This is a genomic window from Streptomyces venezuelae, from assembly GCF_008642375.1.
GTDB lineage: Bacteria > Actinomycetota > Actinomycetes > Streptomycetales > Streptomycetaceae > Streptomyces > Streptomyces venezuelae_G.
In genome coordinates, this window is the sequence record NZ_CP029194.1 from 3,019,193 (window position 1) to 3,045,185 (window position 25,993).

Below are 25,993 nucleotides of genomic sequence, written 5' to 3' on the forward strand. Positions count from 1 at the left end.
CGAGGGTCGGGTGCTGCTCACGCTGTCCCCGCCTCCCAGCCCACGGAGGCGAACGCACGCTCCGCCCGGGCCTCGGGCGAGCGGTGCTTGAGCGCCTTGCGCAGATGGGAGCGCCCGCGGTGGATCCGGCTGCGGACGGTGCCGAGCTTCACGCCGAGGGTCGCGGCGATCTCCTCGTACGACAGTCCTTCGATGTCGCAGAGGACGACCGCGGCGCGGAACTCGGGCGCGAGCGTGTCGAGGGCCTGCTGCACGTCGGCGTCGAAGTGGGTGTCGTTGAACACCTGCTGCGGCGACGGCTCACGGCTGGGGAGCCGCTCGGCGGCGTCGTCGGCGAGCGCGTCGAAACGGATGCGCTGCTTGCGGCGGACCATGTCGAGGAAGAGATTGGTGGTGATGCGGTGGAGCCAGCCCTCGAAGGTGCCCGGCGTGTACGTCGACAGCGAGCGGAAGACGCGGACGAAGACCTCCTGGGTGAGGTCCTCTGCGTCGTGCTGGTTGCCGGTGAGGCGGTAGGCGAGGCGGTAGACCCGGCCACTGTGCGTGCTGACGATCTCCTCCCAGGTGGGCGGAGTCCACGCCTGCGATTCCGCATCCGATGCGAAGGTCGCGGTGGTGGGAGCGGAGTCGGTGGAGCGGCTTCGGTCAGCGGTGTCGGTCACGGATTTCGGCTCACCCGCCGACCTGAGAAGACGCCGAAGCACTCCTCCCCGATCCACAGGCGCAGCCGCACCTCCCCTGTCGGCTCTGGTGGTGTCCAGTGGAGCCCCTACCATAGCCACCTCGCCCGTTAGCTCCGGATAAGAATCTTTACGCGAATTTGGAACCCGCTCGCCCGGCTGCCGCAGGTCGCGTCCCGCCCCTGGTGAACGCGCGGTCCCATCTGCGGGTTCCCGCTGACAGCGGATACAGTCACCGTTGCGTCAACTACGGGGACAGGAGAGGGCCATTACCGCCAACCGGCAGACGGGCTGGTCGTTCGCCGACGCCTTCGTCGCCGAGGACGAAGCTCTGCGCTGGGCCCGGGACCGGGCCCGGGAGGCAGGGCTGCCCTCGGTGTCGCCCGGCACCGGTGGCGCGCTGCGCCTGCTCGCGGCGACGGCGGACGCCAAGGCGGTGGCGGAGATCGGTACCGGCACGGGCGTGTCGGGCATCTACCTGCTGCTGGGGATGCGGCCGGACGGCGTCCTGACGACGGTGGACCTCCAGCCCGAGCGCCAGCAGCTCGCGAAGACGGCGTTCCGTGCGGCGGGCTTCGCCGGCAACCGGGCCCGGTTCATCCCCGGCCGCGCCCTCGACGTCCTCCCGCGGCTCGCGGACGGCGGATACGACCTCGTCTTCTGCGACGGCGACCGTCTGGAGTACCTGGACTACCTCGCTGAATCGTTGCGCCTGCTGCGACCTGGGGGTCTGGTCTGCTTCGAGGGCGTCTTCGCGGACGGCCGGACGGTCGACTCGGCGGCCCAGCCGGCGGAGGTCCTGCGGGTCCGCGAGCTGCTGCGCGCGGTGCGGGAGAGCCAGGAGCTGCTGCCCTCGCTGCTGCCGGTGGGCGACGGCCTGCTCTGCGCCGTGCGCCGAGGCTGACGGCCGCTCCTCCTCCCCCGCCCCGGACACACCGCTGCCCCGGCACGGTCGGGACCGTCCGGGGCAGTGGCGAGGAATCATCGAGGGTCAGGTCAGCCGACGACCTTCTTCAGGGCGTCGCCCAGCGCCTCGGCCTCACCCGGGGTCAGCTCGACGACAAGCCGACCGCCGCCTTCGAGCGGAACGCGCATGACGATGCCCCGCCCCTCCTTGGTCACCTCGAGCGGGCCGTCACCCGTCCGCGGCTTCATGGCCGCCATGCTTGTTCCCCTTCCTGAAACCAGCTCATCGTCAGCCGGGCAGCTCTTTGATGCGGAGCACGCTTCACCGGCTTCGAACACATTGCTTCCAGGTCATTATCCCGCATCGCAGGACCCGATGACCAACATCGATCTGCATCGCTTGCGCAACGCGCTCTCTCAAAACCCCACATTTCGGGGATCCGGCTGCGATACTGCGCCGCTTCGGATCGTAGCGACGGCCGGATTTCTTTGACGCAGCTCACATGTGCGGTGCCGGTGATCTCCGCCATGCTGGGCACGTCAACCACGCAAAGAGGCGAAGGGAACCCCATGGCCGACACGGTGCTGTACGAGGTGAGCGACGGGCTCGCCACCATCACGCTCAACCGGCCCGAGGCCATGAACGCGATGAACGTGACGGCGAAGGTCGCTCTCCGGGACGCCGCGGAAACGGCCGCGGCGGACACCGCCGTACGGGCCGTCCTGCTCACGGCGGCGGGCGACCGGGCGTTCTGCGTCGGCCAGGACCTCAAGGAGCACGTCGGGCTGCTCATGGCGGACCGGGAGTCCGGCACGCGCGAGACCATGAACACGGTCCGCGACCACTACAACCCGATCGTCAGGGCCCTCACCGGCATGCGGAAGCCGGTCGTGGCGGGCGTGAACGGCGTCGCGGCGGGTGCCGGCTTCGGCTTCGCGCTCGCGGCGGACTACCGGGTCGTCGCGGACACGGCCGCCTTCAACACGTCCTTCGCGGGCGTCGCGCTCACCTCGGACTCGGGCATGTCCTGGACGCTGCCCCGGCTGATCGGCGCGAGCCGGGCGTCGGACCTGCTGCTCTTCCCGCGCTCGATCACCGCCCAGGAGGCGTACGAGCTCGGCATCGCGAACCGCCTGGTCCCGGCCGCCGACCTCGCCGCCGAGGCCGCGAAGGTGGCCCGCAAGCTCGCGGAGGGCCCGACGGTGGCGTACGCGGCGCTCAAGGAGTCCCTGGCCTACGGCGCGGACCACTCCCTCGCCGAGTCCCTGGAGAAGGAGGACGAGCTCCAGTCCCTCGCGGGCGCCTCGGAGGACCACACGATCGCGGTCAGCGCCTTCATCGCCAAGGAGAAGCCGAAGTACCTGGGCCGCTAAAGGGTGTCCGGAAAGTCCCGCCTGGCCCGGGGGCTACTTGCCGCCCCGGGCCACGCACCCTTCCACGTGGTCGTCGACGAGGCCGCAGGCCTGCATCAGGGCGTAGGCCGTGGTGGGGCCGACGAAGCGGATGCCGCGCTTCTTGAGGGCCTTGGCGAGGGCCGTGGACTCGTCCGTGACCGCCGGGACCTCGGAGACCGAGCGCGGGGCGGGGCGGCCCGCCGGGTCGGGGGCGTACGACCAGATCAGGGCGTCGAGCTCGCCCGGGGACCATGTGGCGAGCAGCTTGGCGTTGGCCAGGGTCGCGTCGACCTTGGCGCGGTTGCGGATGATTCCCTCGTCGGCGAGGAGCCGCTCCCGGTCGGACTCGCCGAAGCCGGCGACGGAGGCGATGCGGAAGCCGTCGAAGGCGCGCCGGAAGCCCTCGCGGCGGCGCAGGATCGTGATCCAGGACAGGCCGGACTGGAAGGCCTCCAGGCAGAGCCGCTCGAAGAGCTCGTCGTCGCCGTGGACCGGGCGGCCCCACTCCTCGTCGTGGTACGCCACGTAGTCCTCGGTCGACAGGCCCCAGGGGCAGCGCGGTCGCCCGTCCGGGCCGGGGACGGCCCCGCCCTCCGTCATGAGTGGTCGTCCTCTCCGTCACCGCCGCCGGCGGCGCCCGCGAGCGCGCCCTCCAGCTCGGCGATCCGCGCGTCCCGCTCGGCGAGCTCGGCGCCGAGGCGGACCAGGACGTCGTCCACGTCCGCCATCCGGTAGCCGCGGACCGCGACGGGGAGGCGGAGCGCCTCGACGTCGGCGCGGTCGACCGGGCGGGCCACCGGGAGGGGGTCGACGAGCTGCTCGGGCGCCACCTCCGGCAGCACCTCGCTGTCGCCTCCGCCGACCACCGCCAGAGTCACCGCGGCCACGACCACGACCATCGTGATGAGCAGAAACCAGAACACCTGCGCGCCTCTTCCCGGAGTGGAATTCGTCCCGTGCCGATCGTGCCATGCGCCACTGACGGTTAGGGTCGCAGCGAACGTACGCGAGGGAGGACAAAAGGGATGCTGCGCTTGGGACGGCGTGAATTCGGGCCGCACGAGCCGGTGATCATGGCGATCGTGAACCGGACCCCGGATTCTTTCTACGACCAGGGCGCCACCTTCCGCGACGAGCCGGCGCTCGCCCGCGTGGAGCAGGCCGTGGCCGAGGGCGCGGCGATCATCGACATCGGCGGGGTGAAGGCGGGCCCCGGCGAGGAGGTCACGGCCGAGGAGGAGGCCCGGCGGACGGTCGGTTTCGTGGCCGAGGTCCGCAGGCGCCACCCCGACGTGGTGATCAGCGTGGACACCTGGCGGGCGGATGTCGGCGCGGCGGTCTGCGAGGCCGGGGCGGACGTCCTGAACGACGCGTGGGGCGGGGTCGACCCCGGGCTCGCGGAGGTGGCCGCGAAGTACGGCGCGGGGCTCGTCTGCACGCACGCGGGCGGCGCGGAGCCGCGGACGCGGCCGCACCGGGTCGAGTACGAGGACGTGATGGCCGACATCCTGCGCGTCACGGTCGGGCTCGCGGAGCGTGCGGCGGCGCTGGGCGTCCGGCGCGACGCGATCATGATCGACCCGGGGCACGACTTCGGGAAGAACACCCGGCACAGCCTGGAGGCGACGCGGCGGCTCGGGGAGATGGCGGAGACGGGGTGGCCGGTGCTGGTGTCCCTGTCGAACAAGGACTTCGTCGGGGAGACGCTGGACCGCCCGGTGAAGGAGCGGGTGCTCGGGACGCTGGCGACGACCGCCGTGTCCGCGTGGCTCGGGGCGCAGGTGTACCGGGTGCACGAGGTCGCGGAGACCCGTCAGGTGCTCGACATGGTGGCGTCCATCGCGGGGCACCGGCCGCCCGCCGTGGCCCGGCGCGGGCTGGCGTAGTCGGGCCGGTGCGGGAGGGGGTGGGGGCCCCCGCGGTGGTCGCTCCCCCACCCCGCCCCTTCCCGAAACCGGGGCTCTGCCCCGGACCCCGGTCCTCAAACGCCGGACGGGCTGGTTTCTCCTACTTACCCGTCTCCTTGGTCACGAGGGCCACCGCCTCTTCCACGTCGTCCGTGACGTGGAAGAGGAGGAGGTCTCGTTCGCTCGCCTTGCCGCCCGCGACGACCGAGTCGCGGAGCCAGTCGACGAGTCCCTTCCAGTACTCAGTGCCGAAGAGGACGATCGGGAAGCGGGTGACCTTGCGGGTCTGGACCAGGGTGAGCGCCTCGAAGAGCTCGTCGAGGGTGCCGAGTCCGCCGGGCAGGACGACGAAGCCCTGCGCGTACTTCACGAACATCGTCTTGCGGACGAAGAAGTAGCGGAAGTTCACGCCGATGTCGACGTGCTGGTTGAGCCCCTGCTCGAAGGGGAGCTCGATCCCGAGGCCCACGGAGACGCCCTTGGCCTCCCTGGCGCCCTTGTTGGCCGCTTCCATCGCGCCCGGGCCGCCGCCCGTGATGACCGCGAAGCCGGCCTCCACGAGCGCCCGGCCGATCCGGACTCCCGCCTCGTACTCGGGCGAGTCCGGCTTCGTGCGGGCCGAGCCGAAGACGCTGATCGCGCTCGGCAGTTCGGCGAGGGCTCCGAAGCCCTCGACGAACTCGGACTGGATGCGCATGACCCTCCAGGGGTCCGTGTGCACCCACTCCGAGTCGCCCTCGGTGTCGAGCAGCCGCTGGTCCGTGGTGCCCGGCTGGACCTGGTCCCTGCGCCTCAGCACCGGCCCCAGACGCTGTTCCTCGGGCTTCGCCATTCCCTCGGGAATGCCCATGGCCTGCTCCCTCCGCCGATCCACTGATCTTCTGGTCCGGTCAGAGTAGGACGACACAGGTGACGAAACGCGAAATTACGGAAGTCAGGCAGTCAGCCAGTCGCGGAGACGCGCCTCGCAGTGGTGGATCTTGTCGACGACGACGTGCTCGTCGCGCTTGTGCGCGTAGAAGGCATCGCCGGGGCCGTAGTTGACGGCCGGCACGCCGAGGGCGCTGAAGCGGGACACGTCGGTCCAGCCGAACTTGGGGTGCGCGCTGCCGCCGACGGCCTTCATGAAGGCCTCGGCCGCCGGGTGGGAGAGGCCGGGCAGGGCGCCGGGGCTCTCGTCGTCGACGACGAACTCGGCGATGTCGCAGTCGGCGAAGACCTCGCGCACGTGCGCCAGGGCCTCGGCCGGGGAGCGGTCGGGGGCGTAGCGGTAGTTGACCGTGACGGTGCAGGCGTCGGGGATGACGTTGGTGGCGACGCCGCCCTGGATCGCGACCGCGTTGAGGCCCTCGTGGTACTCCAGGCCGTCGATGACCGGCTTGCGCGGCTCGTAGGCGGCGAGGCGGGCGAGGATCGGGGCGGCGGAGTGGATGGCGTTGGAGCCCATCCAGGAGCGCGCGGAGTGGGCCCGCTCCCCGGCCGTGTGCAGGATGACCCGCAGGGTGCCCTGGCAGCCGCCCTCGATCTGGTTGTCGGAGGGCTCCAGGAGGACGGCGAAGTCGCCCTCCAGCCAGTCGGGGTGGGCGGCGGCGATCTTGCCGAGGCCGTTGAGGTCGGCGGCGACCTCTTCGTTGTCGTAGAAGACGAAGGTGAGGTCGCGGTTGGGCTCGGGCACCGTCGCGGCGATGCGGAGCTGGACGGCGACGCCGGACTTCATGTCCGTCGTGCCGCAGCCCCACAGGACACCGTTCTCGTCGAGCCGCGACGGGAGGTTGTCGGCGATCGGCACGGTGTCGATGTGGCCGGCGAGGACGACCCGCTCGCCGCGGCCGAGGTGCGTACGGGCGACGACGTTGTTGCCGTAGCGGTCGACGGTGAGGTGCGGCAGGGCGCGCAGGGCCTGCTCGACGGCGTCCGCGAGCGGCTGCTCCGTCCCGCTGACGGACGGGAAGTCGACGAGGGTGGCGGTGAGCGCGGCACCGTCCTGGGAGAGGTCCAGCCGGGTCTCGTACGGAGTGATGTCAGCCATGTGCCGACCCTAACCCGGCCTCCAGTACGGTGGGCCCCGTGTCCGAGCCCACCCGCCCCGTCCGTCGCGGCCGCCCCGCCCGCCGCGGCCGTCTCGCCCGCTCCGCGGCCGCCTTCGCCGCGCTCCTCGGCCTGGCCTCGTACGTGGCCTTCCACCAGGTGACAGGCAGCCGGGGCACGCCGCGGTGCAGTGTCGGCAGTGGCGAGAACCGGTACGAGTTCACGCCGGACCAGGCGTCGAACGCGGCGACGATCTCGGCGGTCGGCACCGCCCGGGGGCTCCCCGAGCGCGCGGTGACGATCGCGCTCGCGACGGCGCTCCAGGAGTCGGCGCTGCGGAACATCGAGCACGGCGACCGTGACTCGCTCGGTCTGTTCCAGCAGCGGCCCTCGATGGGCTGGGGGACTCCGGCGCAGATCATGGACCCGGTGTACTCGGCGGGGAAGTTCTACGAGGGTCTGGAGAAGGTTCCGGGGTACTCGAGGCTGCCGCTGACGGTGGCGGCGCAGAAGGTGCAGAAGAGCGGTTTCCCGACGGCGTACGCGAAGCACGAGCCGGACGCGACGCTGCTCTCGGCGGCGCTGACCGGGCGGTCGCCGGCCGCGCTGACCTGTACGGCGAGCGATCTGGAGGGCCCGCCCGGCGATCCGGAGAAGGTGCGCAAGGAGCTGGTGCGGGCCTTCGGCAAGACGGCGGCGCCCAAGGCGGTCACCGGCGGGTCGAGCGCGGGCCGGTCGGCCTCGGAGCCGCCGGTGCTCGTGGTGCCGGTCCGGGCGACCGCGGACACGGGCACGGCGCCCGTGGCCGGTGCGGACGAGCGGCGCGGCTGGGAGCTGGCGCAGTGGGCCGTGGCGCGGGCGGACGAGCTGCGCGTCACGGAGGTCTCGTACGGGGGCCGGGTCTGGCGCGCGAGCGAACCGTCCGGCGGCTGGGAGAAGTCCTCCGCGACCTCGGCCGGCGCGGCTTCCGATGCCGGCTCCGGCACGGCCCCGGAGGCGGAATCGGTCCGCATCCGGCTCGCACGGTAGCGATCACGCGTACGGTCGTTCACCCGCCCGTGGCATGCACCCGGAAGAAATCCCGGGAAATTCGCGCGCACTTCGAGCGGGTTTTTCCTCACCCTTCATGGACACCCCAACTCCCTTGTCACGCAAGGGAAGTGACGGTTCACCAGACGTTCTCGCAATGACGCGTTCGTCCGTTTTCCTCCCCACCCGACAATACGACGCATTACCAATCCTTTACCTTCGACCGCCGCAACCTCTCCCACCCCGGGGCCGGTTGTCACTGCGTCCGAACACCACTCGTCGCACCCCGTCGAAGGAGCACCATGTCCCTCCCCCTGACCCGTCGGATCGCCCGCGCCGCCCTCCTCATCGCGGCCGGCGCAGCCCCCGTGGTCGGTGCGGCCGGTTCCGCGAGCGCCCTGGACCACAGCATCGCGCCGACCGGCGCCCTCGGCGGCGTCACCGCCCTGGACGCCGCCGGTGCGGGCACCGCCGTCGACAGCGCCTCCCAGACCACCACCGGCGTCGTCGGCGCGACCGGCAGCGAGGCCGTCGGCACGGCCGTCCCGGCCGCCGGAAAGACCGTCGGCGCGGCCGGCAAGACCGCCACCCCGGCCGCGCAGCAGGTGGCCGGCGAGGCCGCCGGCAGCACCGGCGAGGTCGTCGGCAAGACCGCCGGCGCCGCCGGCGAGAGCGCGCAGGGCCCGGCCGCCGGTGCCCTGGGCGGCGGCCTCCCGGCCGCCCCGTCGCTGGGCGGCCTGCCGCTCGGCGGCTGACCCCGCACGGGGACGGCCGGCCCGCACCGGTACGGCCGGACTCCGCACGGAACGCACGAGGGCCCGGGGAGCATCATCTGCTCCCCGGGCCCTCCCGCGTGCACGTCCTAGCCGAGGCGCTTCACGGCCGCCTCGACGCGCTCGTCCGTCGCCGTGAACGCCACCCGCACGAACCGCTCCCCGGCCTCGCCGTAGAAGTCACCGGGCGCCACCAGGATGCCCTTGTCCGCCAGGTACGCCACGGTCTCCCAGCACGGCTCGTCCCGGGTCACCCACAGGTACAGGCTCGCCTCGCTGTGCTCGACCCGGAAGCCGTGCGCCTCCAGGGCCGCCCGCAGCGCCGCCCGCCGGGCCGCGTACCGCTCGCGCTGCTCGGCCACGTGCGCGTCGTCGCCGAGCGCCGCGACCGTCGCCGCCTGCACCGGGGCAGCGGTCATCATGCCGCCGTGCTTGCGGATCAGCAGCAGCTCGCCGAGGACCGCCGCGTCGCCCGCGACGAAAGCGGCGCGGTAGCCGGCCAGGTTGGAGCGCTTGGAGAGCGAGTGGACGGCGACGATCCCCTCGTACGAACCGCCGCAGACGTCCGGGTGCAGGACGGAGACCGGGTCGGCCTCCCAGCCCAGCTCCAGGTAGCACTCGTCGGAGAAGACGAGGACGCCGTGCTCGCGCGCCCAGGCCACGATCCGGGTCAGCTCGTCCTTGCCCAGGACCTTGCCGGTCGGGTTGGACGGCGAGTTCAGCCAGAGCAGCTTCAGGCCCGCCGGGTCGAGCTCCGTGGGGTCGTCGTAGACGACCGGCTCGGCGCCGCAGAGCCGCGCGCCGACCTCGTACGTCGGGTAGGCCAGGCGGGGGTACGCCACCTTGTCCCCGGCACCGAGACCCAGCTGCGTCGGCAGCCAGGCGACCAGCTCCTTGGAGCCGACCACCGGCAGCACGTTCTCGTGGGCGAAGCCGACCGCGCCGAGACGCCGCTCGCACCAGCCGGTGAGCGCGTCCCGCAGCTCTTTCGTCCCCCACACCGTGGGATAGCCCGGCGAGTCCGCCGCCGCGACCAGGGCGTCCTGGATCAGCGCGGGGACCGGGTCGACGGGCGTGCCGACCGAGAGGTCCACGATTCCGTCCGGGTGCGCCAGGGCCGTCTTCTTGTACGGCTCCAGCTTGTCCCAGGGGAAGACGGGCAGGCGCGAAGAGACTGCGCTCACGGGTTGGCTCTCACTTCCTCTTACGTACGGGAAACGCCTCGGTCCCGTACAGCGACCGACGCCGTACGGGACCGGAAGCGGTCGATCAGCCGTTCTGCGGCGGCAGGGCGGCGATGAAGGGGTGGTCACGCTCGATCTCGCCGAGCTTGGAGGCACCACCGGGCGAACCGAGCTCGTCGAAGAACTCGACGTTCGCCTTGTAGTAGTCCTTCCACTCCTCCGGGGTGTCGTCCTCGTAGAAGATCGCCTCCACCGGGCAGACCGGCTCACAGGCCCCGCAGTCGACGCATTCGTCCGGGTGGATGTACAAGGACCGCTTGCCCTCGTAGATGCAGTCGACGGGGCACTCCTCGATGCACGCCTTGTCCTTCACGTCGACACAAGGCTGCGCGATGACGTAGGTCACGCTGTCGTTCCTCCTCGATAGGGCTGGTCTGCGCGGGAGCGCGGCGTCGTCGATGCCCGCACCTAGTATCTCCGTTCTTGGGGGCGATCCGAACAGGAGGGGCGGAGAAGCTGTGGAATTGACCGGCGGAGGACTTCTCAAGGTCCGAATCACCAGCGCTGACGTGGGAAAACGTGTCTCCGTTCGGTACGTGACAGACTCGAGCGCCGGTGGAGCGACGTTCACCGACGCAGTCGGAGTGCTCACATCGTGGCACTCCGGTGTGGCGGTGATCACACGAAAGAGCGGGGAAACCGTCCGTATCGCGGAAACCTCACTCGTCGCGGGGAAGGTCGTACCCCCCGCCCCGGCCCGCCGCAGGGGCCCTTCGGCCACCTTCCCCGAGCTGGCCCGGGCCACGGCGCGCGCCTGGCAGCCGGTCGAGAGCGAGCCGCTCGGCGAGTGGACCCTGCGGGCCGCCGGCGGCTTCACCCGCCGGGCCAACTCCGCGCTGCCGCTCGGCGATCCCGGACTCCCCGTGGCGGACGCCCTGACCCGCGTACGCGAGTGGTACGCGGCCCGGAACCTCCCCGCGTACGTCCAGACGGCGACCGGCGCCGAGGGCACGCAGGAGCTGCTGGGCGCGGCGCTCGACCGGCACGGCTGGCGGCGCGAGGTATCCGCCGAGGTCCGGATCGCGGCGCTCGCCCCGATCGGCGACCAGGACGCCGACGTCTCCGCCGTACGCCTCTCCCGCACGCTCGACGAGCCGTGGCTGGGCCGCTACCAGCGCTTCGGGCAGCCGAGCCCGGCGGTGCGGCCCGTCCTCACCTCCGGCCCCAGTGTGTGGTTCGCGTCCGTGGCGGGCACGGGAGAGGTACCGGCGGCCATCGGGCGCTGCGTCGTCGACGGCCGCTGGGCGGGTTTCATGGCCGTCGAGGTCGACCCCGCCCTCCGGCGGCAGGGCCTGGCGACGACCGTCATGACGGCACTCGCCCGGCAGGCGCTCGACGAGGGCGCGTCGGCGGCCTGGCTCCAGGTGGAGGCGGACAACGACGGCGCCCGGGCCTTGTACGACGGGATGGGCTTCGCGGTCCACCACCACTACCACCACTACCGATGGGCGGAGGCGTGACGGAGGCGTGACCGAGCACGGAGCCGGGTCCGACGGACCGGACGCACGGGCGGGCGACGGACCGCCGGAGGACGAACCCGACTGGCGTCGGGAGTTCGCGGAAGAGGCCCGGGCCGAGCGGCCCGACCTCGCCCGGCTCTGTCTGCTCGTCGGAGCGGTGGCCGACCCGACCGTCACCCGGCACGTCATCGACGAGGCCGAGATCGAACTCGACCGGCTCGCCGGGCTCATCCCGTACGCCACCCGCAGCACCGGCGCCTGGGCCGCCGAGCTCGCCGCGCTCCTCGGCCACCGGGAGGGCTTCGAGGGCGTGCCCGCCGACTACCAGCGTCTGGAGTCCTCGCTCCTGCACGAGGTGCTGCGCCGCCGCCGGGGCCTGCCGATCCTGCTCTCCGTCGTCTGGATGGAGGTCGCCCGCCGGGCCGGTGCCCCTGTGTACGGGCTCGGCCTCCCGGGTCACTTCGTCGTCGGGTTCGGCGACCCCGCCGACCTGAACCTCGCCGACCCCTTCTCCGGCGGCCGGCCCCTGACGGGCGCGGACGCGGAGCTGCTCGTGGCGAGCGCGACGGGCGAGGCCCTCGACCGCTCCATGCTCCGGCCGGCCGAGCCCGGCGCGATCGTGCTGCGCGTCCTCAACAACATCCGCGCCTGGGCGGCCCCCCGCCCCGAGCGCTCCGACGTGGGCCTGTGGGCCGTGGAGCTCGCGCTGCTGCTGCCCTCCCACCCGGCGCGGCTGCGCTACGAGCGCGCGGAACTGCTCGTCCAGCGCGGCGAGTTCCTCTCGGGGGCGGCGGAGATGGAGGCGTACGCGCGGGTGATGGACGCGGTGGACCCGGAGTCGGCGACGACGATCCGCCGCCGGGCCCAGGCGGCGAGGGCCCGTCTGAACTGAACACGACCATTTTGCGCCGAACTGGCCACGCCCGTGGGTGTCTTGCGGATCACGCAGGGATTCCGCAGTGATCCGCGACCGCCGCGACTAGGATCCCTTCCCGTTCACGGGGGAGGTGATCACATGCGTCCATCGACGCCGAACGACCCGCCACAGGTGGGGCCGTTCCGTACGGTCGCGGTGCTCGGGCAGGGCGGCATGGGCCGGGTCCTGCTCGGTGTCGCGCCGAACGGCAGCCTGGTCGCCGTCAAGCAGGTGCACGCCGAGCTGGCCGACGACGAGGGCTTCCGGTCCCGGTTCCGCCGCGAGGTCGACGCCTCGCGGCGGGTGTCCGGCGCCTACACGGCGCCCGTGGTCGACGCCGACCCGGACGCCCCGACGCCCTGGCTCGCCTCGCTCTTCCTCCCCGGGCTCCCGCTGAGCGACGTCCTCGCGGACGGCTCGCTGCCCGAGGCGGCCGTACGGCAGCTGGCCGCCGGCCTCACCCAGGCACTCGCCGACATCCACCGCGTGGGCCTCGTCCACCGGGACCTGAAGCCGTCGAACGTGATGCTCACCGACGACGGCGTCCGCGTGATCGACTTCGGCATCGCCCGGGCGGGCGACCACCTGACGAAGCTCACGCACACGGGCGCGCTCATCGGCTCCCCCGCGTTCATGGCGCCCGAGCAGATCACCGGCGGGACACCCACGCCCGCCGCCGACGTCTTCGCGCTCGGCGCCACCCTGGCCGTGGCCTGTACGGGGAAGACACCGTTCAACGGCACCTCGGCCCCCGCGCTGATGTACAGCATCGCCCACGAGGAACCCGACCTCGACGGCGTACCGCCGGGGCTGCGCGGACCGCTCACGGCCTGCCTCGCGAAGGCCCCGGGGGCGCGCCCCTCCCCGCAGGACCTGCTCGCCCTCATCGGGCCGCTGACGCCTTCGGCGCGGCCGTGGCCGGAGGCCGTGCACCGGCGGATCGCGGAGCGGGCGGCGGAGACCGCCCGGTTGGTGAGCGCGGCGCCGCCGGTGGCCGCCCCCACGCCGCCCGCGCTCCCCCGGGTACGGAGCCGGGGCCGCCGGCGCTGGACGGCCGCCGCCGTCACCGCCGGGGTCCTCGCGGTCACCGGGGTGGTGTTCGCGGTGAACGGCTGGGCGGCCGACGCGTACTACGCGTTCGTCGACGAGCCCGTCCCGACGCCGGGGAACGTTCCGCTGAGCCAGGTGACCGACACGTACACGGGGACGCTCCCCTCCTGCGAGGCGCTGGCCCCGAAGATGAAGGCGCCTGCCGGGTTCACCCGGCAGCCGGTCCAGGACGGCGGGCCCCCGCACACCCAGGACGACGGCACCGTGTCGAACCAGTGCACCTGGAGCACCCGCTCCGGCGACCAGATCGTCGTGGTCTGGAGCCTCTACCGGAGCAAGCCGGGCGGCCCGACCGGCGCCGAAGGCTCGAAGAGGCACTACGAGGGCATGTACATGCGCGGCAAGACCCAGCGGGTCTCCCACCTCGACTTCGTCGAGGAGGCCCTCTGGTACAAGCCCGACGGCCACTGCGTGCTGTACGCCCGGGACGTCAACCTGGAGCTCTTCGTCCAGGTGAAGGGCCCCGGCTACCCCCTGGGCACCTGTGAGGCCCTCACCGAGAAGAGCGCGAAGCAGGCCCTCGCGCTCGTGGCGACGAAGGCGGCGGCACAGTGACGAGGCCCCTGAGCCCCACCGACCCCCGCGACGCGGGCCCCTACCGGCTTCTCGCCGAGCTCGGCCGCGGCGGCATGGGCCGCGTCTACCTCGGCGCCGCGCCCGACGGGCGGCTCGCCGCCGTGAAGCAGGTGCACGCCCGGTTCGCCCACGACGAGGACTTCCGCGCCCGGTTCCGGCGCGAGGTCGACGCCTCGCGGAAGGTGTCCGGCGCCTGCACTGCGGCCGTGCTGGCCGCCGACGCCGACGCGCCCGTCCCCTGGCTCGCCTCCGTCTTCGTCGCCGGCCCCTCTCTCGGGGCGGCCGTGGAACGGTCCGGCAGCCTGCCCGTCGAGACCGTGCGTCGCCTCGCCGTGCAGCTCGCGACGGCCCTGGACGAGATCCACCGGGCCGGGATCGTCCACCGCGACCTGAAGCCGGAGAACGTCCTGCTCTCGGGGGACGGCGCCCGGGTCATCGACTTCGGCATCGCCCGGATCGCCGAGACGGGGAACGTCACCGAGCTCACGGGCACCGGCCTCGTGGTCGGCTCCCCCGCCTTCATGTCGCCCGAACAGGCCGAGGGGAAGGAGCTGACCCCGGCGAGCGACGTGTTCTCGCTCGGATCGGTCCTCGCGCTCGCGGCGACGGGCACGAGCCCGTTCGCGGCCCCCTCGACCCTCCAGTCCCTCTACAACGTCGTCCACACGGAACCCGACCTCGCCGCCGTACCGCCGGAACTGGCCGGCCTCCTGGCCCGGTGTCTGGCGAAGGACCCGGCGGCCCGTCCCACCCCGGCGCAACTCCTCGCCGCACTCGGACCGGCGGCCCCGACGACCCGGCCGTGGCCGCCCGCCGTCCACGCGATGATCGACGACCAGCAGCGCTCCGTCGGCCACCTGCTCGCCGACCACGACGACCCCGAGCGCACGGTGGTCGTCCCGCCCCGCGGAGGCAGGGCCGCGACCCCGACGGCGGTCGTCACCCAGGTCACCCCCACGATCCCCGGGCGGCGCAGCCGGGGCCCGGTCGCCGTCGCCGCCGCCGTCGCCCTGTGCGTCCTCGGCGCCGGCGCGTGGTGGTCCCTGAAGGACACCGAGCTGGTGGCCGGCCCGCCGGACACGTACCTGGTGATGCCGGTCTGCGCGGAGGTCGCCCCGAGGATCCCGCTCCCGGGACGCAACCCGACCCGGGACACGTACACCGAGTACTCGGACTCGGCGACGACCAGCTGCTCCTGGAACGACAAGGACGAGACGCAGAAGGACGGCTGGAGCTTCTACTCCCACGCCATGGTCCGCTGGGAACTGCGCCGCAGCGCGGGCACGGACGAGAACGCGACGAAGCGCCAGGAGGACGAGTTCGCGGACGTCGCGGAGGGCGAACGCGAGACGAGCCTCCCCTTCGCCGACGAGGCCTTCTGGAGCGCCCCGAGCAGCGGCGACACGACCTGCACGCTCTACGCCCGCAAGGGAAACCTGATCGTGTTCGTGTCCCTCGGCGGCGAGCGGCACCCGGCCGAGACGTGCGAGCAGGAGGCCAGGACGATCTCGCAGGAGGCCTTCGCGGCGATGCCGAGCGCGTGAGCACCGCCGGGGCGGCCGGAGGCGACCGCGCAGGAGGCCGTCAGGCCCGGCCACCGCGTCGCAAGCCGTCTTTCCCCGCCCCCGGCGACACAATGCGCCCATGGATCTGACCGCCGACATCCTCGTCGCCCTGATCGCCCTCCTCCACCTCTACATCCTGGTGATGGAGATGTTCCTGTGGGAGAAGGAGACCGGTCGCGGCTTCTCCGGCTTCGACGCCGAGATGGCCCGCGCCACCGCCCCCATGGCCGCCAACCAGGGTCTCTACAACGGCTTCCTCGCCGCGGGGCTCGTCTGGGGCATCGTCGCCGACGACCCCACCGGCTACCACGTCAAGATCTTCTTCCTGTCCTGCGTCGTCATCGCGGGCTTCTACGGCGCCGTCACCGCGAACCGCCGCATCCTCTTCGCCCAGGCCCTGCCCGGCGCGCTCGCCCTCTCCGCCGTCATCGTCGCGGGCTGAAGCCATTAGGGCCCCGCGTGCCGGTCGCGTTGTCACGCGGGCACCCCTGTCGGCGCTAACGTGAGCCACGGCACTGTGTGACCGAGGCAACACACAGAGCGAAAGGCTGGCGATGCACACCCCTCACGGCCCCGGCGCCTTCGTCGCCCACACGGGCACCGACGTCTACGGCCCCGGCAAGGTCATCGGCGTGGACGGAGCGCACCGGCGGGTGCGGTTCACGCGGTTCGTGGCGACGATCCCCGCCGACGACCTCCGCTCGGCGTCCCCCGCCGAGACGCGGGAGGTCCAGGCCTGGCTGCGTGCCAGGAAGCAGCGGTACGGGGGCGACTGGTGACCGCGCCCGCGGGTCTCCCGCGTCGGCGGTCCGAACGCGCGACACCCCCGTCCGGCGGTCGTCGGACGGGGGTGCGGGGCCGAGGTCACGGCTCAGGCGTCAGCCGTTGCCGGACAGGTCGATCGTCTTCGTGCGCTCGGCCTTCGTCTTGCCCATGAGGGCGTCGCGCATCACGAAGGCCACGTCGTCGGCGGAGACCTGGTGCTTGGTGCCGTCGCCCTTGGTGATCATGATGCCGTCGAAGGCTCCGTCGAGGAGCCGCTCGATCGCCTTCTTGTCGTAGACCTCGACCAGGCGGCCGTCGACCGCCTTCATGGAGAGGATCTGCGGCAGCGACCTCGCGGGGCCGAACTGGATCTCCTTGCCGCCCGCCTTGATGGTGATGCGGTCGGACATCGCCGGCTGGGCGAACTCCCTCATCGCCCGGTCCAGCTCGGCCTTCGAGACCGAGGGCTTGAGCGTGGTGACGGGGAGTTCGACGACCTTGCCCTGGCCCGTCTCGACCTGGGCGCGGAAGGCGTCCCGGACGAAGATCATCGAGCGCTGGATGTCCATGCCGTTGCCGGGCTTGCCCTCGATGGGGGTGACCTTGTTCGGCGCGAAGCGGATCGTCGCCTCGGTGGCGGACGCGGAGGCGCCTGCCAGGTCCCGGAGGGCGACGGCGAGCTTCTCCTCGTCGACGGGGAAGACCGGCTTGGCGATCCGCTCCTCGCCGAAGAGGGAGCCGATGACGGAGACCGGGTTGTAGTCGCTGCCTGCGGCGGCGCGGACGGTCTCCTGGCTGTCGAGGGCCAGGCCCGCCTTCTCGGGCGGCATCTGGACCTTCTTGCCGCCGACGCTGAGCTGGAGCGGCGCGGCGGCGCGCTTGCCGAGGGCGGCCTCCAGCTTGTTGACGGCCTCCTCCTTCGTGCCGCCGCCGATGTCCACGCCGAGCACCGTGGTGCCCTTGGGCACGTCGGAGTGGTTGAGGAGCAGTCCGGCGCCGTAGGCGACGCCCGCGAGGCCGACGACGCCCACGGCGGCGAGGACGAGCTTGGAGCGGCCCTTCTTCGCCTGGGCGCGGCTCGGCGCGGGGGCGGGGCGGGGAGCGGCGGGCGCGGGTGCCGGGGCCGGGGCCTCCTCGATGCGCGGGGTGAGGTTCGGACGGGCCGCCGACGGCGGGACGACCGGGATGCCGCTGGTGAGGGTGTCGCCGGAGACATGGCCACTGCCGTCGGCGGCCATGCCCTGGCCGGGTGCCATGCCCTGGCCGCCGGGGTTCTGCGGGCGCATCGGTCCCGGCACGGGTCGCTGGCCCGGACCCTGGCCCTGGCCCGGGCCCTGGGCGGGCTTCGGGGCGGGCGGCTGCGGGGTCAGGATCGCCGTGTCGTCCGACATGCGCGGGGCGCCGCCGGGCGTGCCGGGTACGCGAGGTGCGCCCGGGAACGGCGCGGCCGGCGCCGGGCCGCCCAGGGAGGCGGTGCCGGTGACCGGTCCTGTGGTGGGGCCGGAGGGGCCGCGGTACGCGGGCGTGCCGCCCGAGGGCGTCCCGTCGTACTGGGGCGTGCCCGCCGCCGCCGGGGTCCCGTCGTACATGGGTGTCCCGGCCGAGGGCGTGCCGTCGTAGATCGGCATGCCGCCCGTGGGCGGGCCGTCGTAGCCGGGCGTTCCCTCGTACCTGGGCGTGCCGCCGGCCGGGGTGCCGCTCTCGTACAGCGGGTTGCCGGCGCCGGGGTGCGCCGTCACCGGCCGGCTCGACGGGGTCGTGCCGACCGTCGGGACACCGGAGGTGGCGGAGCCCGCGAAGCCCGTGCCGGGGGCGTCCGGCGCCGCGGTGAGCGGGCCGGGCGTCGCCGGGGCGGCGGGCGGGGCCGGGGTCGGAGCGGGGGCGGCGGACGCCTTGCGCGGGGCGAACCAGTCGCTCGTCCCCTTGCCCTTCGGCGCCTCCTCGGCGCTCAACGGCTCCGGAGCGGCGACCGGCTCGGGCGCTGCCGTCGGCACGGCCTCCGCGACGGGCGCGGCCACGGGCGCGGGCTCCGGTGCCTTCTCCGCGGCGGGCGTCTCGGCGACCGGCTTGCGGACGACGACCGGCGGGATCGGACGCGAACCCGGAATGTTGATCCGGATCCGGGTCGTCAGCGTCGTCTCGGTCTTGGGCTCCTCCGGCGGCGCGGGCGCGGCGGGGGTGCCCTCCGGCGCGTCCTGCGAGGGGTGGAGCGACGGATACTGGCGGGATCCGTACGGCGGTGTACCCGAGGGGTACGCGGCTCCACCGCGCCCCTGGGCGCCGGAGGACGAACTGTCAGTCTCTCGACCAGTTTCACGACTCAAAGCAGGATCTCCCGGTTGGCTCCACCGCCCGCTCTTGCAGATGCTCGTGTAACCCGGGCGGTTCGGCGGCGCGCACCACCATACTGGGCAGCGCCGCCGCATACCCGACCCCTGGGTGACGGACGACGGGCAATCCGGCCGAAGTCAGGGCGTCCCCGGCCTCAAGTCGTCCTGTTCACGGGGTCGGTCGCGAGAGCCGGGACAACGTGGCGCAGATCACAGCGATCGCCATGCCGCCGAAGAGGAAGAGCAGCTCTCCGCCGCCTCCGCCGAACACCCCGTCGCCCTCGGGGCGTCCGAAGCTCAGCAGGATGACGGCGACGAGCCAGCCGACGCCCGCGGCGACGACGCCGACCTGGGTGCCGGTGGCGCGGAGCCCTCCGTAGAAGACGGCGGCACTGGCGAGGAGCGCGAGGAGCAAGCCCGCGGGGAACCACGCGGCTTGGACGAGGGCTCCGGCGGTGCCGACGAGGGCGCCGAGGGCGACCAGGGCGCCGTACCAGGCGTATCGGGCGCCTCGGGAGGTCGGGAGGGCGGCCGGTGCCGGGGCCTGGGCGGGGGTCCGGGGGGAGCCGCCCGAGGAGGCCCGGGGGGCGCGGGAGGCGGCGCTCACGCGGTCACCCCCGCGAAGAGGTCCGTCTCGCGGACGCCGGCGGGGGCGCCCGGGGTGCCCTGGACCAGCTCGTAGTACTCGGTGGTGAAGATCGGCTGGCCGAGGTCGTTGGAGAGGGCGAAGAACGGGCCGTCGACCGCGACTTGGGTGGCGTGCGCGGCCATCGCCGCGCTCTTGCGGGCCGTGTGCTCCGGGCCGGCGTCGATCTCGGTCGTGATCCGGTCCTCGTCGACGACTCCGGGGACGTCGTCGATCGCGGCGACGGCGGGGAAGACGGAGCCCTCGGCGCGCAGCCTGGCGAAGCCGGCCTCGGCGACGGGGCGGGGGACGCGGTTCCAGTAGATCTTGGCGATCGCGTGGGCGGGGCCGAGGTCGGGGCGGTAGTCCGGGTCGGCGGCGAGTTCGGCGGCGCGGGTGGCGACCCGGTGGGCCTGGATGTGGTCGGGGTGGCCGTAGCCGCCGTCGGGGTCGTAGGTGACGAGGACCTGGGGGCGGGTCTCGCGGATCACCTCGACGAGGTGGGGGGCGGCGGTGTCGACGTCCGTGTTCCAGAACGCGTTCTCGCGCTTGTTCTGCTCGGCGCCCATCATTCCGGAGTCGCGGAAGCGGCCGGGGCCGCCGAGGAAGCGGTGGTCGGTGACCCCCAGCTCGGCCATCGCGGCGGCGAGTTCGCCGACGCGGTGGGGGCCGAGCCGGTCCTCGCGGTCGGGGGCCAGGTGGGCGAGGGCGGGCGGGATGACCTCGCCCTCCTCGCCGAGTGTGCAGGTGACCAGCGTGACAAGGGCGCCCTCGGCCGCGTACCTGGCCATGGTGGCGCCGTTGTTGATCGACTCGTCGTCCGGGTGCGCGTGCACGAGGAGCAGACGACGGGCGGGAAGATCGGTCATGGCCCCAGCCTACGAGACCCGCCGCGGCCTACGAGGTCAGAACTTCAGGCCGCCGATCATGCTCGCCACGTTCGTCGTGAGCGTGCTGATGGACGGGGCGATGGAGGAGCTCGCCAAGTAGAAGCCGAGGAGCGCGCAGATCGCCGCGTGTCCTGCCTTCAGTCCCGATTTCCGGATCAGCAGGAAGACGACGATCGCCAGCAGCACCACCACCGAAATCGAGAGTGCCACGGCGGTCCACCTCCACACTTCTTCGGTCGGATATTCGAGCGGTTCGGTCAACGAGCATGTGCCAGTCGGGTACATACCCACCTAGCGCTACGGATCATAACTATCCGTGCCATCGCATCGATCGGCGGACAGGGGCACGAGGGGGGCGCACGGCGCTAGTTTCAGCCGCATGACCTCGCCTCGACAGCCTTCGGCCGCACCCCGGGCCGCGCTCTCCTTCCCTCGCCAGCAGGCCCGGACCCAGCGCTTCACGCTGGGCGTTCCGCGCGGTTTCTCGGTCTCTCCCGACGGGGAACGCGTCGTGTTCGTCAGATCCGCCTCCGGGACCGATCGTTCGCACAAGCTGTGGGTTCTCGATCTTCCGGCGGCCGGTACGCCGGTGGAGCGGGTGGCCGCCGATCCCTCGACGCTGCTCGCGGGAGCCGCGGAGGAGCTGTCTCCGGAGGAGCGGGCGCGCCGGGAGCGGAGCCGTGAGGGCTCGGGCGGGATCGTGGCGTACGCGGTGGACGCGGCCGTGGAACTGGCGGCGTTCGCCCTGTCGGGGCGGCTTTTCACGGCGGAGCTGCGGGCGGGGACGGCGCGGGAGCTCCCGGTGCCGGGGCCGGTGATCGACCCGCGTCCCTCGCCGGACGGGCGGCTCGTCGCGTATGTGGCGGAGGGTGCGCTGCGAGTGGTCGGAGCGGATGGTTCCGGCGATCGGGAGCTTGCCGTTCCGGATGACGGGCACGTCTCCTACGGATTGGCCGAATTCATCGCATCCGAGGAGATGGGAAGGGACCGCGGTTTCTGGTGGTCCCCCGACTCGGACCGGCTGCTCGTCGCCCGCGCGGACGACCGGGCCGTACGCCGCTGGTGGATCGCCGACCCGGCGCATCCCGGGCGGGCGCCGCACGAGGTCGCGTACCCCGCGACGGGGACGGACAACGCGGACGTGCGGCTCTTCCTCGTGGGTCTCGACGGAGCGCGTACGGAGGTGGTGTGGGACCGGGAGCGGTATCCGTACCTCGCGCGCGTGCACTGGTCGGCGGCCGGGGCTCCGCTGCTGCTCGTCCAGGCGCGGGACCAGCGGTCCCAGCTGAACCTCGCGGTGGACCCGGAGTCAGGGAAGACCTCGACCGTGCGGGCGGAGGAGGATCCGGCCTGGCTGGAGCTGCTGCCGGGGGTGCCGGCGTGGTCGCCGGACGGGGAGCTCGTCCGGGTCACGGACGAGAGCGGGGTGCGGGCCCTCGCCGTCGGGGAGCGGCTCCTCACCGACGGGACGCTGCACGTCAGGGCGGTGCTCGGCTTCGGGGAGAGCGAGATCCTCGTATCGGCTTCGGCGGGTGAGGCGGCCGAGACTCCGGAGACCGGCGAGATCCATGTGTACCGGGTGACCGACGGGGGCGTGGAGCGGCTCTCCGAGGGAGCCGGGGTGCACCGGGCGGTGGCCTCGGGTCCGGTGACGGTGCTGGTCTCGGCGCGGCCGGACGCGCCGGGGAGCGTGGCGCGGGTGCTGCGGGACGGCGAGGAGGCCGCCGTGGTGGGCTCGTACGCGCAGGAGCCGGTGATCTCCGCGCGGGTGCGGCTCACGGAGGCGGGCGCCCGGCGGATCCCGTGCGCGGTGCTGCTGCCCACGGGGTACGCGGAGGGGGACGGGCCGCTTCCGGTGCTCCTCGATCCGTACGGCGGTCCGCACGGGCAGCGCGTGCTCGCCGCGCAACAGGCCTGCCTGACGTCCCAGTGGTTCGCCGACCAGGGCTTCGCGGTGATCGTGGCGGACGGGCGCGGCATGCCCGGCCGCTCCCCCGCCTGGGAGAAGGCGATCCTGCGCGATCTGTCGCCGACGCTCGACGACCAGGTGGAGGCGCTGCACGCACTGGCCGAGCACCTCCCGCTGGACCTGGACCGGGTGGCGATCCGCGGCTGGTCCTACGGCGGCTACCTCGCCGCCCGGGCGGTGCTCCAGCGGCCGGACGTCTTCCACGCGGCGGTCGCCGGGGCGCCGGTGACGGACTGGCGGCTGTACGACACGCACTACACGGAGCGGTACCTCGGCACCCCGCAGGACGATCCGGAGGTGTACGCGGCGCAGTCGCTGCTCGGCGACGACGGTCTGACGGCCCCGGAGGAGCCGGCGCGGCCGATGATGGTCGTGCACGGTCTCGCCGACGACAACGTCGTGTTCGCGCACGCCCTGCGGCTCTCCTCGGCGCTGCTCGCGGCGGGCCGGCCGCACGAGGTGCTGCCGCTGTCCGGGGTCACGCACATGACGCCGCAGGAGCAGGTGGCGGAGAACCTGCTCCTGCTCCAGGTCGACTTCCTGAAGAGGGCGCTGGGCATGGCGCTGTGAGTCACCAGCCGGGCGGCGGCGGGTACGGCGGGGCCGGGGGCGGTCCGTACGAGCCGTAGGGGCCGTAGGGGGCGGGCGCGGCGACCGGGACGCCGCGCCCGGCGAGGAGGACGAGCACCGCGAGGCCGCCGAACACCCCGAAGACGGCGGTGAGGACGTACATCTGCTCGATGGTGCGGGCCTCCGCGAAGTGCGGGATCACCTCGAAGCGGACGACCCTCGCGAGGAGGGCGAGGCCGGTCGCCGTCAGGAACGCCCCGGCGAGCAGTCCGAAGGCCCGGGTGTGGCGGGCGCGGGCGAAGGCGGAGACGGCGGCGGTGCCGTACAGCGCGACGAGGATCACCGCCACCCAGCCGGGCGGGGGCGCGAGGGCCGGTCCCATGAGGGACCGGCCGCCGAGGAACCGGTCGACGGTGATCTCCGGGGGCAGTTGGGCGGCCGTGTGCACCTCCCACGAAACGACGGGGACGATCCCGGCGAGGAGAAGGAGTCCGGCGGTGACGGCCGGGCCCGTGCGGGGGCGGGTGGGGAGCTGTTCGTGCGGGATGTCGGCCCGGCGGCGGCCCGCGGCGGCGGTGACGACGAGGCCGGCGGCGAGGGCCAGTTCGAGAAGGGCGGTGACGAGCGCGCCGCTCCCCGGCGCCCAGAGTCCGGGCAGGCGCAGGGCGAGGGTGACGGCGCCGGTGGCGACGAGCGCGGAGGCCGCGTGGCGGGAGCGCAGCGCGGCGACGGCGGTGGCGGCGCAGACGGCGAGGAGCAGGGGGTCGGCGAGGGAGGTGGCGACCCGCCCCCTCACGAAGTACTGGGAGCCGGGGTCCCCGGTCCAGGACCACGCGAGGTCGGCGGGCGAGCCGAGCTCGGCGAGGTCCTCGAGGATCCACACGGCGGCTATGAGGGCGAGCGCGGCGCAGAGCGCGGCGCCCGTGAGTCGTGCCGGTCGGGTCACAGTCACGGACTCGATACTCACGGTCGCGACCCGCCGAAACAAGCGGTTCCGCATGGGCGGGGGTGACGGGGGTGTGTGAAGAGCCGGCCGGGGCGGCATGGTGCGCCCCGGCCGGCTCACGGCACCCGCACGGCCGTACGTCGACGATCGTGCCGTGTCCGTATATCGGAGGCGAGTCGGCCGGATTGCCCGCGGGTTAAAGCGACTTGGGACCTTCCCCGCCGTTCGATTCCTTGCCTCCCGCGCCGTTCACCTCCGTGCCTTCCCTGCCGTTCCCGCCGTTCCCGCCGTTCCCGCCGTTCTCCTCCGTGGGGACCACGTGCTTCTCCTCCGCGAAGTGGCAGGCCGAGTCGTGCTTCGCCGGGCTGTCCGTGAGCCGGAAGACCGCGGGGACGGCCAGCAGGGGAACCTCCAGGGCGCAGCGCTCCTGGGCCTTCCAGCAGCGGGTGCGGAAGCGGCAGCCGGAGGGGATGTTGGCCGGGGAGGGGACGTCGCCGGTGAGGATGATGCGCTCGCGGTGGGCGCGCGCCTCCGGGTCCGGGACGGGGACGGCCGAGAGCAGGGCCTGGGTGTAGGGGTGGGTCGGGTGGTCGTAGATCTGGGCGTCGGTGCCGATCTCGACGATCCGGCCGAGGTACATGACGCCGACCCGGTCGGAGATGTGCCGCACGATCGAGAGGTCGTGGGCGATGAACACGTACGAGAGGGAGAACTCGGTCTGGAGGTTCTCCAGGAGGTTGACGACCTGGGCCTGGACGGAGACGTCGAGGGCGGAGACGGGTTCGTCGGCGACGATGATCTCGGGCTGGAGCGCGAGGCCGCGGGCGATGCCGATGCGCTGGCGCTGCCCGCCGGAGAACTGGTGCGGGTAGCGGTTGATGTACTCGGGGTTGAGGCCGACGACGTCCAGGAGGTCCTGGACCTTGCGGCGCCGGTCGCCCTTGGGCGCGACCTCGGGGTGGATCTCGTACGGCTCGCCGATGATGTCGCCGACCGTCATGCGCGGGTTGAGCGAGGTGTAGGGGTCCTGGAAGACCATCTGGATGTTGCGGCGGACGGCCTTGAGGGCGCGCGGGGACAGCTTGGTGATGTCGTCGCCCTTGTAGCGGATCGTTCCGGACGTCGGCCGCTCCAGGTTGACCAGCATCTTCGCGACGGTCGACTTGCCGCAGCCGGACTCGCCGACGATGCCGAGGGTCTCGCCGGCGGCGAGGTCGAAGTCGACGCCGTCGACGGCCTTGACCGCGCCGACCTGCTTCTTGAAGAGGATGCCCTGGGTCAGCGGGTAGTGCTTGTGGAGGTCCCGGACTTCGAGAATCGCCTCAGCCATGGAGGCACTCCTTCCAGAAGTGGCAGGCGCTGGCGCGCGGTACCGGGGACTCGGTCACGTCGTACAGCGGGGGCTCGTCGGTGCGGCACCGGTCCCGGGCGAGCGGGCAGCGCGGGTTGAAGGAGCAGCCGGACGGGATGGCGAGGAGGTTGGGCGGGAGACCCTTGATCGCGTAGAGCTCCTGGCCCTTCTGGTCGAGGCGCGGGATGGAGTCGAGCAGGCCTCGGGTGTAGGGGTGGGCGGGCGCCTTGTAGATCTCGTGGACGGGCGCCTGTTCGACGATCTTGCCCGCGTACATGACGGCGATCTTGTCGGCGACGTCGGCGACGACTCCGAGGTCGTGCGTGATGAGGATGAGCCCCATGTTGAGCTCGCGCTGGAGCTCGGCGAGGAGGTCCATGACCTGGGCCTGGACGGTGACGTCGAGGGCGGTGGTCGGCTCGTCGGCGATGATCAGTTCGGGTTCGAGGGCGAGCGCCATCGCGATCATGATGCGCTGGCGCATGCCGCCGGAGAACTGGTGGGGGTACTGGCCGACGCGCTCCTTGGCGGCGGGGATGCGGACCCGGTCCATGAGCTCGACGGCCTTGGCGCGGGAGTCCTTGCGCGACATGCCCTTGTGGACCTGGAACATCTCGCCGAGCTGGTCGCCGACGCTGACGACGGGGTTGAGGGAGGACAGCGCGTCCTGGAAGACCATCGCCATCTTGGCCCCGCGGATCTTGCGCCGCTCGTCCTCCTTGAGCTTCAGGAGGTCCTGGCCCTGGAAGAGGATCTCGCCGCCGCTGATCTTGCCCGGCGGGATGTCGAGGATGCCCATGACGGCCTGGGCGGTCACGGACTTGCCGGAGCCGGACTCGCCGAGGACGGCGAGGGTCTCCCCCGCGTCGACGGAGTAGTTGACGCCGTTGACCGCCTTCGCCACCCCGTCCCGGGTGTGGAACTCCACGTGCAGGTCGCGCACTTCGAGCAGCATGGG

27 protein-coding genes are annotated in these 25,993 nt (G+C 72.8%); 12 read left to right on the forward strand and 15 right to left on the reverse strand.

Annotation, left to right across the window (positions count from 1 at the left end):
- Nucleotides 1-17: 17 nt before the first annotated feature.
- Nucleotides 18-776: an RNA polymerase sigma factor SigE gene (gene sigE / locus DEJ46_RS13350; RefSeq protein ID WP_150266350.1), complete on the reverse strand. Its 759-nt coding sequence runs from the start codon at nucleotides 774-776 to the stop codon at nucleotides 18-20.
- Nucleotides 777-918: 142 nt separating this feature from the next.
- Between sigE and DEJ46_RS13355 the strand changes: the two genes are divergently transcribed.
- Nucleotides 919-1,584, forward strand: a complete 666-nt coding sequence (locus DEJ46_RS13355; protein ID WP_150266352.1) for an O-methyltransferase — start codon at nucleotides 919-921, stop codon at nucleotides 1,582-1,584.
- 92 nt (nucleotides 1,585-1,676) lie between these two features.
- Here DEJ46_RS13355 and DEJ46_RS13360 read toward each other — a convergent pair whose 3' ends face one another.
- Nucleotides 1,677-1,844 carry a DUF3117 domain-containing protein gene (locus tag DEJ46_RS13360; RefSeq protein WP_017239934.1) on the reverse strand — a complete coding sequence of 56 codons (168 nt, stop codon included), beginning with the start codon at nucleotides 1,842-1,844 and terminating at the stop codon, nucleotides 1,677-1,679.
- 312 nt (nucleotides 1,845-2,156) lie between these two features.
- Between DEJ46_RS13360 and DEJ46_RS13365 the strand changes: the two genes are divergently transcribed.
- On the forward strand, nucleotides 2,157-2,960 hold the full coding sequence (locus DEJ46_RS13365) for an enoyl-CoA hydratase/isomerase family protein (protein WP_150266353.1): 804 nt from the start codon (nucleotides 2,157-2,159) through the stop codon (nucleotides 2,958-2,960).
- Between the two features lie 33 nt (nucleotides 2,961-2,993).
- On the opposite strand, the gene DEJ46_RS13370 is transcribed toward DEJ46_RS13365, so the two are convergent.
- Nucleotides 2,994-3,581 (reverse strand): DNA-3-methyladenine glycosylase I, encoded by a 588-nt coding sequence (locus DEJ46_RS13370; RefSeq protein WP_150266355.1) that lies wholly within the window; start codon nucleotides 3,579-3,581, stop codon nucleotides 2,994-2,996.
- Nucleotides 3,578-3,904 carry a hypothetical protein gene (locus DEJ46_RS13375; protein WP_150266357.1) on the reverse strand — a complete coding sequence of 109 codons (327 nt, stop codon included), beginning with the start codon at nucleotides 3,902-3,904 and terminating at the stop codon, nucleotides 3,578-3,580. The genes DEJ46_RS13370 and DEJ46_RS13375 overlap by 4 nt, the downstream gene beginning before the upstream one ends.
- Nucleotides 3,905-4,006: 102 nt before the next feature.
- On the opposite strand from DEJ46_RS13375, the gene folP reads away from it, so the two are divergent.
- Nucleotides 4,007-4,867 carry a dihydropteroate synthase gene (gene folP, locus DEJ46_RS13380; protein ID WP_150266358.1) on the forward strand — a complete coding sequence of 287 codons (861 nt, stop codon included), beginning with the start codon at nucleotides 4,007-4,009 and terminating at the stop codon, nucleotides 4,865-4,867.
- Nucleotides 4,868-4,988: 121 nt separating this feature from the next.
- On the opposite strand, the gene DEJ46_RS13385 is transcribed toward folP, so the two are convergent.
- Both DEJ46_RS13385 and dapE read right to left on the reverse strand, forming a co-directional pair.
- The gene (locus tag DEJ46_RS13385; RefSeq protein ID WP_017239929.1) at nucleotides 4,989-5,738 is read right to left on the reverse strand and encodes a TIGR00730 family Rossman fold protein; all 750 of its coding nucleotides are present in this window, start codon (nucleotides 5,736-5,738) and stop codon (nucleotides 4,989-4,991) included.
- Between the two features lie 84 nt (nucleotides 5,739-5,822).
- Nucleotides 5,823-6,917 carry a succinyl-diaminopimelate desuccinylase gene (gene dapE / locus DEJ46_RS13390; protein ID WP_150266360.1) on the reverse strand — a complete coding sequence of 365 codons (1,095 nt, stop codon included), beginning with the start codon at nucleotides 6,915-6,917 and terminating at the stop codon, nucleotides 5,823-5,825.
- 29 nt (nucleotides 6,918-6,946) lie between these two features.
- Between dapE and DEJ46_RS13395 the strand changes: the two genes are divergently transcribed.
- Together DEJ46_RS13395 and DEJ46_RS13400 are read left to right on the forward strand one after the other, a co-directional pair.
- On the forward strand, nucleotides 6,947-7,945 hold the full coding sequence (locus tag DEJ46_RS13395) for a hypothetical protein (protein ID WP_150266362.1): 999 nt from the start codon (nucleotides 6,947-6,949) through the stop codon (nucleotides 7,943-7,945).
- A gap of 302 nt (nucleotides 7,946-8,247) precedes the next feature.
- On the forward strand, nucleotides 8,248-8,700 hold the full coding sequence (locus DEJ46_RS13400; RefSeq protein WP_150266364.1) for an ATP-binding protein: 453 nt from the start codon (nucleotides 8,248-8,250) through the stop codon (nucleotides 8,698-8,700).
- Between the two features lie 107 nt (nucleotides 8,701-8,807).
- On the opposite strand, the gene DEJ46_RS13405 is transcribed toward DEJ46_RS13400, so the two are convergent.
- Both DEJ46_RS13405 and fdxA read right to left on the reverse strand, forming a co-directional pair.
- Complete coding sequence (locus DEJ46_RS13405) at nucleotides 8,808-9,902, reverse strand: bifunctional succinyldiaminopimelate transaminase/glutamate-prephenate aminotransferase (RefSeq protein ID WP_150266366.1); 1,095 nt, start codon at nucleotides 9,900-9,902, stop codon at nucleotides 8,808-8,810.
- A gap of 85 nt (nucleotides 9,903-9,987) precedes the next feature.
- The gene (gene fdxA / locus DEJ46_RS13410) at nucleotides 9,988-10,308 is read right to left on the reverse strand and encodes a ferredoxin (protein WP_015035968.1); all 321 of its coding nucleotides are present in this window, start codon (nucleotides 10,306-10,308) and stop codon (nucleotides 9,988-9,990) included.
- A gap of 112 nt (nucleotides 10,309-10,420) precedes the next feature.
- Between fdxA and DEJ46_RS13415 the strand changes: the two genes are divergently transcribed.
- From DEJ46_RS13415 to DEJ46_RS13440, 6 genes are all read left to right on the forward strand, one after another.
- Nucleotides 10,421-11,422, forward strand: a complete 1,002-nt coding sequence (locus DEJ46_RS13415; protein ID WP_150266368.1) for a GNAT family N-acetyltransferase — start codon at nucleotides 10,421-10,423, stop codon at nucleotides 11,420-11,422.
- Nucleotides 11,423-11,429: 7 nt separating this feature from the next.
- Entirely contained in the window at nucleotides 11,430-12,314 is an 885-nt protein-coding gene (locus tag DEJ46_RS13420) for a transglutaminase-like domain-containing protein (protein WP_150266369.1), read from the forward strand.
- 123 nt (nucleotides 12,315-12,437) lie between these two features.
- The gene (locus DEJ46_RS13425) at nucleotides 12,438-14,003 is read left to right on the forward strand and encodes a serine/threonine-protein kinase (protein WP_150266371.1); all 1,566 of its coding nucleotides are present in this window, start codon (nucleotides 12,438-12,440) and stop codon (nucleotides 14,001-14,003) included.
- Complete coding sequence (locus tag DEJ46_RS13430) at nucleotides 14,000-15,568, forward strand: serine/threonine-protein kinase (RefSeq protein WP_223834607.1); 1,569 nt, start codon at nucleotides 14,000-14,002, stop codon at nucleotides 15,566-15,568. Before DEJ46_RS13425 ends, DEJ46_RS13430 begins: the two co-directional genes overlap by 4 nt.
- A gap of 100 nt (nucleotides 15,569-15,668) precedes the next feature.
- Nucleotides 15,669-16,031, forward strand: coding sequence for a DUF1304 domain-containing protein (locus tag DEJ46_RS13435; protein WP_150266373.1), 363 nt, complete (start codon nucleotides 15,669-15,671; stop codon nucleotides 16,029-16,031).
- Nucleotides 16,032-16,143: 112 nt separating this feature from the next.
- Nucleotides 16,144-16,368, forward strand: a complete 225-nt coding sequence (locus DEJ46_RS13440) for a hypothetical protein (protein WP_150266375.1) — start codon at nucleotides 16,144-16,146, stop codon at nucleotides 16,366-16,368.
- Between the two features lie 99 nt (nucleotides 16,369-16,467).
- On the opposite strand, the gene DEJ46_RS13445 is transcribed toward DEJ46_RS13440, so the two are convergent.
- From DEJ46_RS13445 to DEJ46_RS13465, 4 genes are all read right to left on the reverse strand, one after another.
- Complete coding sequence (locus DEJ46_RS13445) at nucleotides 16,468-18,780, reverse strand: hypothetical protein (RefSeq protein WP_223834608.1); 2,313 nt, start codon at nucleotides 18,778-18,780, stop codon at nucleotides 16,468-16,470.
- A gap of 73 nt (nucleotides 18,781-18,853) precedes the next feature.
- Nucleotides 18,854-19,291, reverse strand: coding sequence for a DUF6113 family protein (locus DEJ46_RS13455; protein WP_150266378.1), 438 nt, complete (start codon nucleotides 19,289-19,291; stop codon nucleotides 18,854-18,856).
- Nucleotides 19,288-20,178: an N-acetyl-1-D-myo-inositol-2-amino-2-deoxy-alpha-D-glucopyranoside deacetylase gene (gene mshB / locus DEJ46_RS13460; RefSeq protein WP_150266379.1), complete on the reverse strand. Its 891-nt coding sequence runs from the start codon at nucleotides 20,176-20,178 to the stop codon at nucleotides 19,288-19,290. The genes DEJ46_RS13455 and mshB overlap by 4 nt, the downstream gene beginning before the upstream one ends.
- 36 nt (nucleotides 20,179-20,214) lie before the next feature.
- A complete protein-coding gene (locus DEJ46_RS13465; RefSeq protein ID WP_046911704.1) occupies nucleotides 20,215-20,409 on the reverse strand; it encodes a hypothetical protein in 195 nt (64 codons plus the stop codon).
- Between the two features lie 169 nt (nucleotides 20,410-20,578).
- On the opposite strand from DEJ46_RS13465, the gene DEJ46_RS13470 reads away from it, so the two are divergent.
- A complete protein-coding gene (locus tag DEJ46_RS13470) occupies nucleotides 20,579-22,738 on the forward strand; it encodes an alpha/beta fold hydrolase (RefSeq protein ID WP_150266381.1) in 2,160 nt (719 codons plus the stop codon).
- Between the two features lies 1 nt (nucleotide 22,739).
- Here DEJ46_RS13470 and DEJ46_RS13475 read toward each other — a convergent pair whose 3' ends face one another.
- The 3 genes from DEJ46_RS13475 to DEJ46_RS13485 form a co-directional block, all read right to left on the reverse strand.
- A complete protein-coding gene (locus tag DEJ46_RS13475) occupies nucleotides 22,740-23,690 on the reverse strand; it encodes a hypothetical protein (protein ID WP_223834609.1) in 951 nt (316 codons plus the stop codon).
- Between the two features lie 190 nt (nucleotides 23,691-23,880).
- Nucleotides 23,881-25,014 (reverse strand): ABC transporter ATP-binding protein, encoded by a 1,134-nt coding sequence (locus tag DEJ46_RS13480; RefSeq protein ID WP_150266383.1) that lies wholly within the window; start codon nucleotides 25,012-25,014, stop codon nucleotides 23,881-23,883.
- Nucleotides 25,007-25,990 carry an ABC transporter ATP-binding protein gene (locus DEJ46_RS13485; RefSeq protein ID WP_150266385.1) on the reverse strand — a complete coding sequence of 328 codons (984 nt, stop codon included), beginning with the start codon at nucleotides 25,988-25,990 and terminating at the stop codon, nucleotides 25,007-25,009. Before DEJ46_RS13485 ends, DEJ46_RS13480 begins: the two co-directional genes overlap by 8 nt.
- Between the last annotated feature and the right edge of the window lie 3 nt (nucleotides 25,991-25,993).

Excerpts from the sequence above, each read along its gene's own strand:
- DEJ46_RS13400 (WP_150266364.1), top strand. The coding sequence starts at position 8,248 with ATGTCCCTCCCCCTGACCCGTCGGATCGCCCGCGCCGCCCTCCTCATC.
- sigE (WP_150266350.1), bottom strand. The coding sequence starts at position 776 with ATGGTAGGGGCTCCACTGGACACCACCAGAGCCGACAGGGGAGGTGCG.
- mshB (WP_150266379.1), bottom strand. The coding sequence starts at position 20,178 with ATGACCGATCTTCCCGCCCGTCGTCTGCTCCTCGTGCACGCGCACCCG.
- DEJ46_RS13365 (WP_150266353.1), top strand. The coding sequence starts at position 2,157 with ATGGCCGACACGGTGCTGTACGAGGTGAGCGACGGGCTCGCCACCATC.
- DEJ46_RS13435 (WP_150266373.1), top strand. The coding sequence starts at position 15,669 with ATGGATCTGACCGCCGACATCCTCGTCGCCCTGATCGCCCTCCTCCAC.
- DEJ46_RS13480 (WP_150266383.1), bottom strand. The coding sequence starts at position 25,014 with ATGGCTGAGGCGATTCTCGAAGTCCGGGACCTCCACAAGCACTACCCG.
- DEJ46_RS13485 (WP_150266385.1), bottom strand. The coding sequence starts at position 25,990 with ATGCTGCTCGAAGTGCGCGACCTGCACGTGGAGTTCCACACCCGGGAC.
- DEJ46_RS13445 (WP_223834608.1), bottom strand. The coding sequence starts at position 18,780 with ATGCGGCGGCGCTGCCCAGTATGGTGGTGCGCGCCGCCGAACCGCCCG.
- folP (WP_150266358.1), top strand. The coding sequence starts at position 4,007 with ATGCTGCGCTTGGGACGGCGTGAATTCGGGCCGCACGAGCCGGTGATC.
- DEJ46_RS13360 (WP_017239934.1), bottom strand. The coding sequence starts at position 1,844 with ATGGCGGCCATGAAGCCGCGGACGGGTGACGGCCCGCTCGAGGTGACC.
- DEJ46_RS13470 (WP_150266381.1), top strand. The coding sequence starts at position 20,579 with ATGACCTCGCCTCGACAGCCTTCGGCCGCACCCCGGGCCGCGCTCTCC.
- DEJ46_RS13385 (WP_017239929.1), bottom strand. The coding sequence starts at position 5,738 with ATGGGCATTCCCGAGGGAATGGCGAAGCCCGAGGAACAGCGTCTGGGG.
- DEJ46_RS13440 (WP_150266375.1), top strand. The coding sequence starts at position 16,144 with ATGCACACCCCTCACGGCCCCGGCGCCTTCGTCGCCCACACGGGCACC.
- DEJ46_RS13425 (WP_150266371.1), top strand. The coding sequence starts at position 12,438 with ATGCGTCCATCGACGCCGAACGACCCGCCACAGGTGGGGCCGTTCCGT.
- DEJ46_RS13370 (WP_150266355.1), bottom strand. The coding sequence starts at position 3,581 with ATGACGGAGGGCGGGGCCGTCCCCGGCCCGGACGGGCGACCGCGCTGC.
- dapE (WP_150266360.1), bottom strand. The coding sequence starts at position 6,917 with ATGGCTGACATCACTCCGTACGAGACCCGGCTGGACCTCTCCCAGGAC.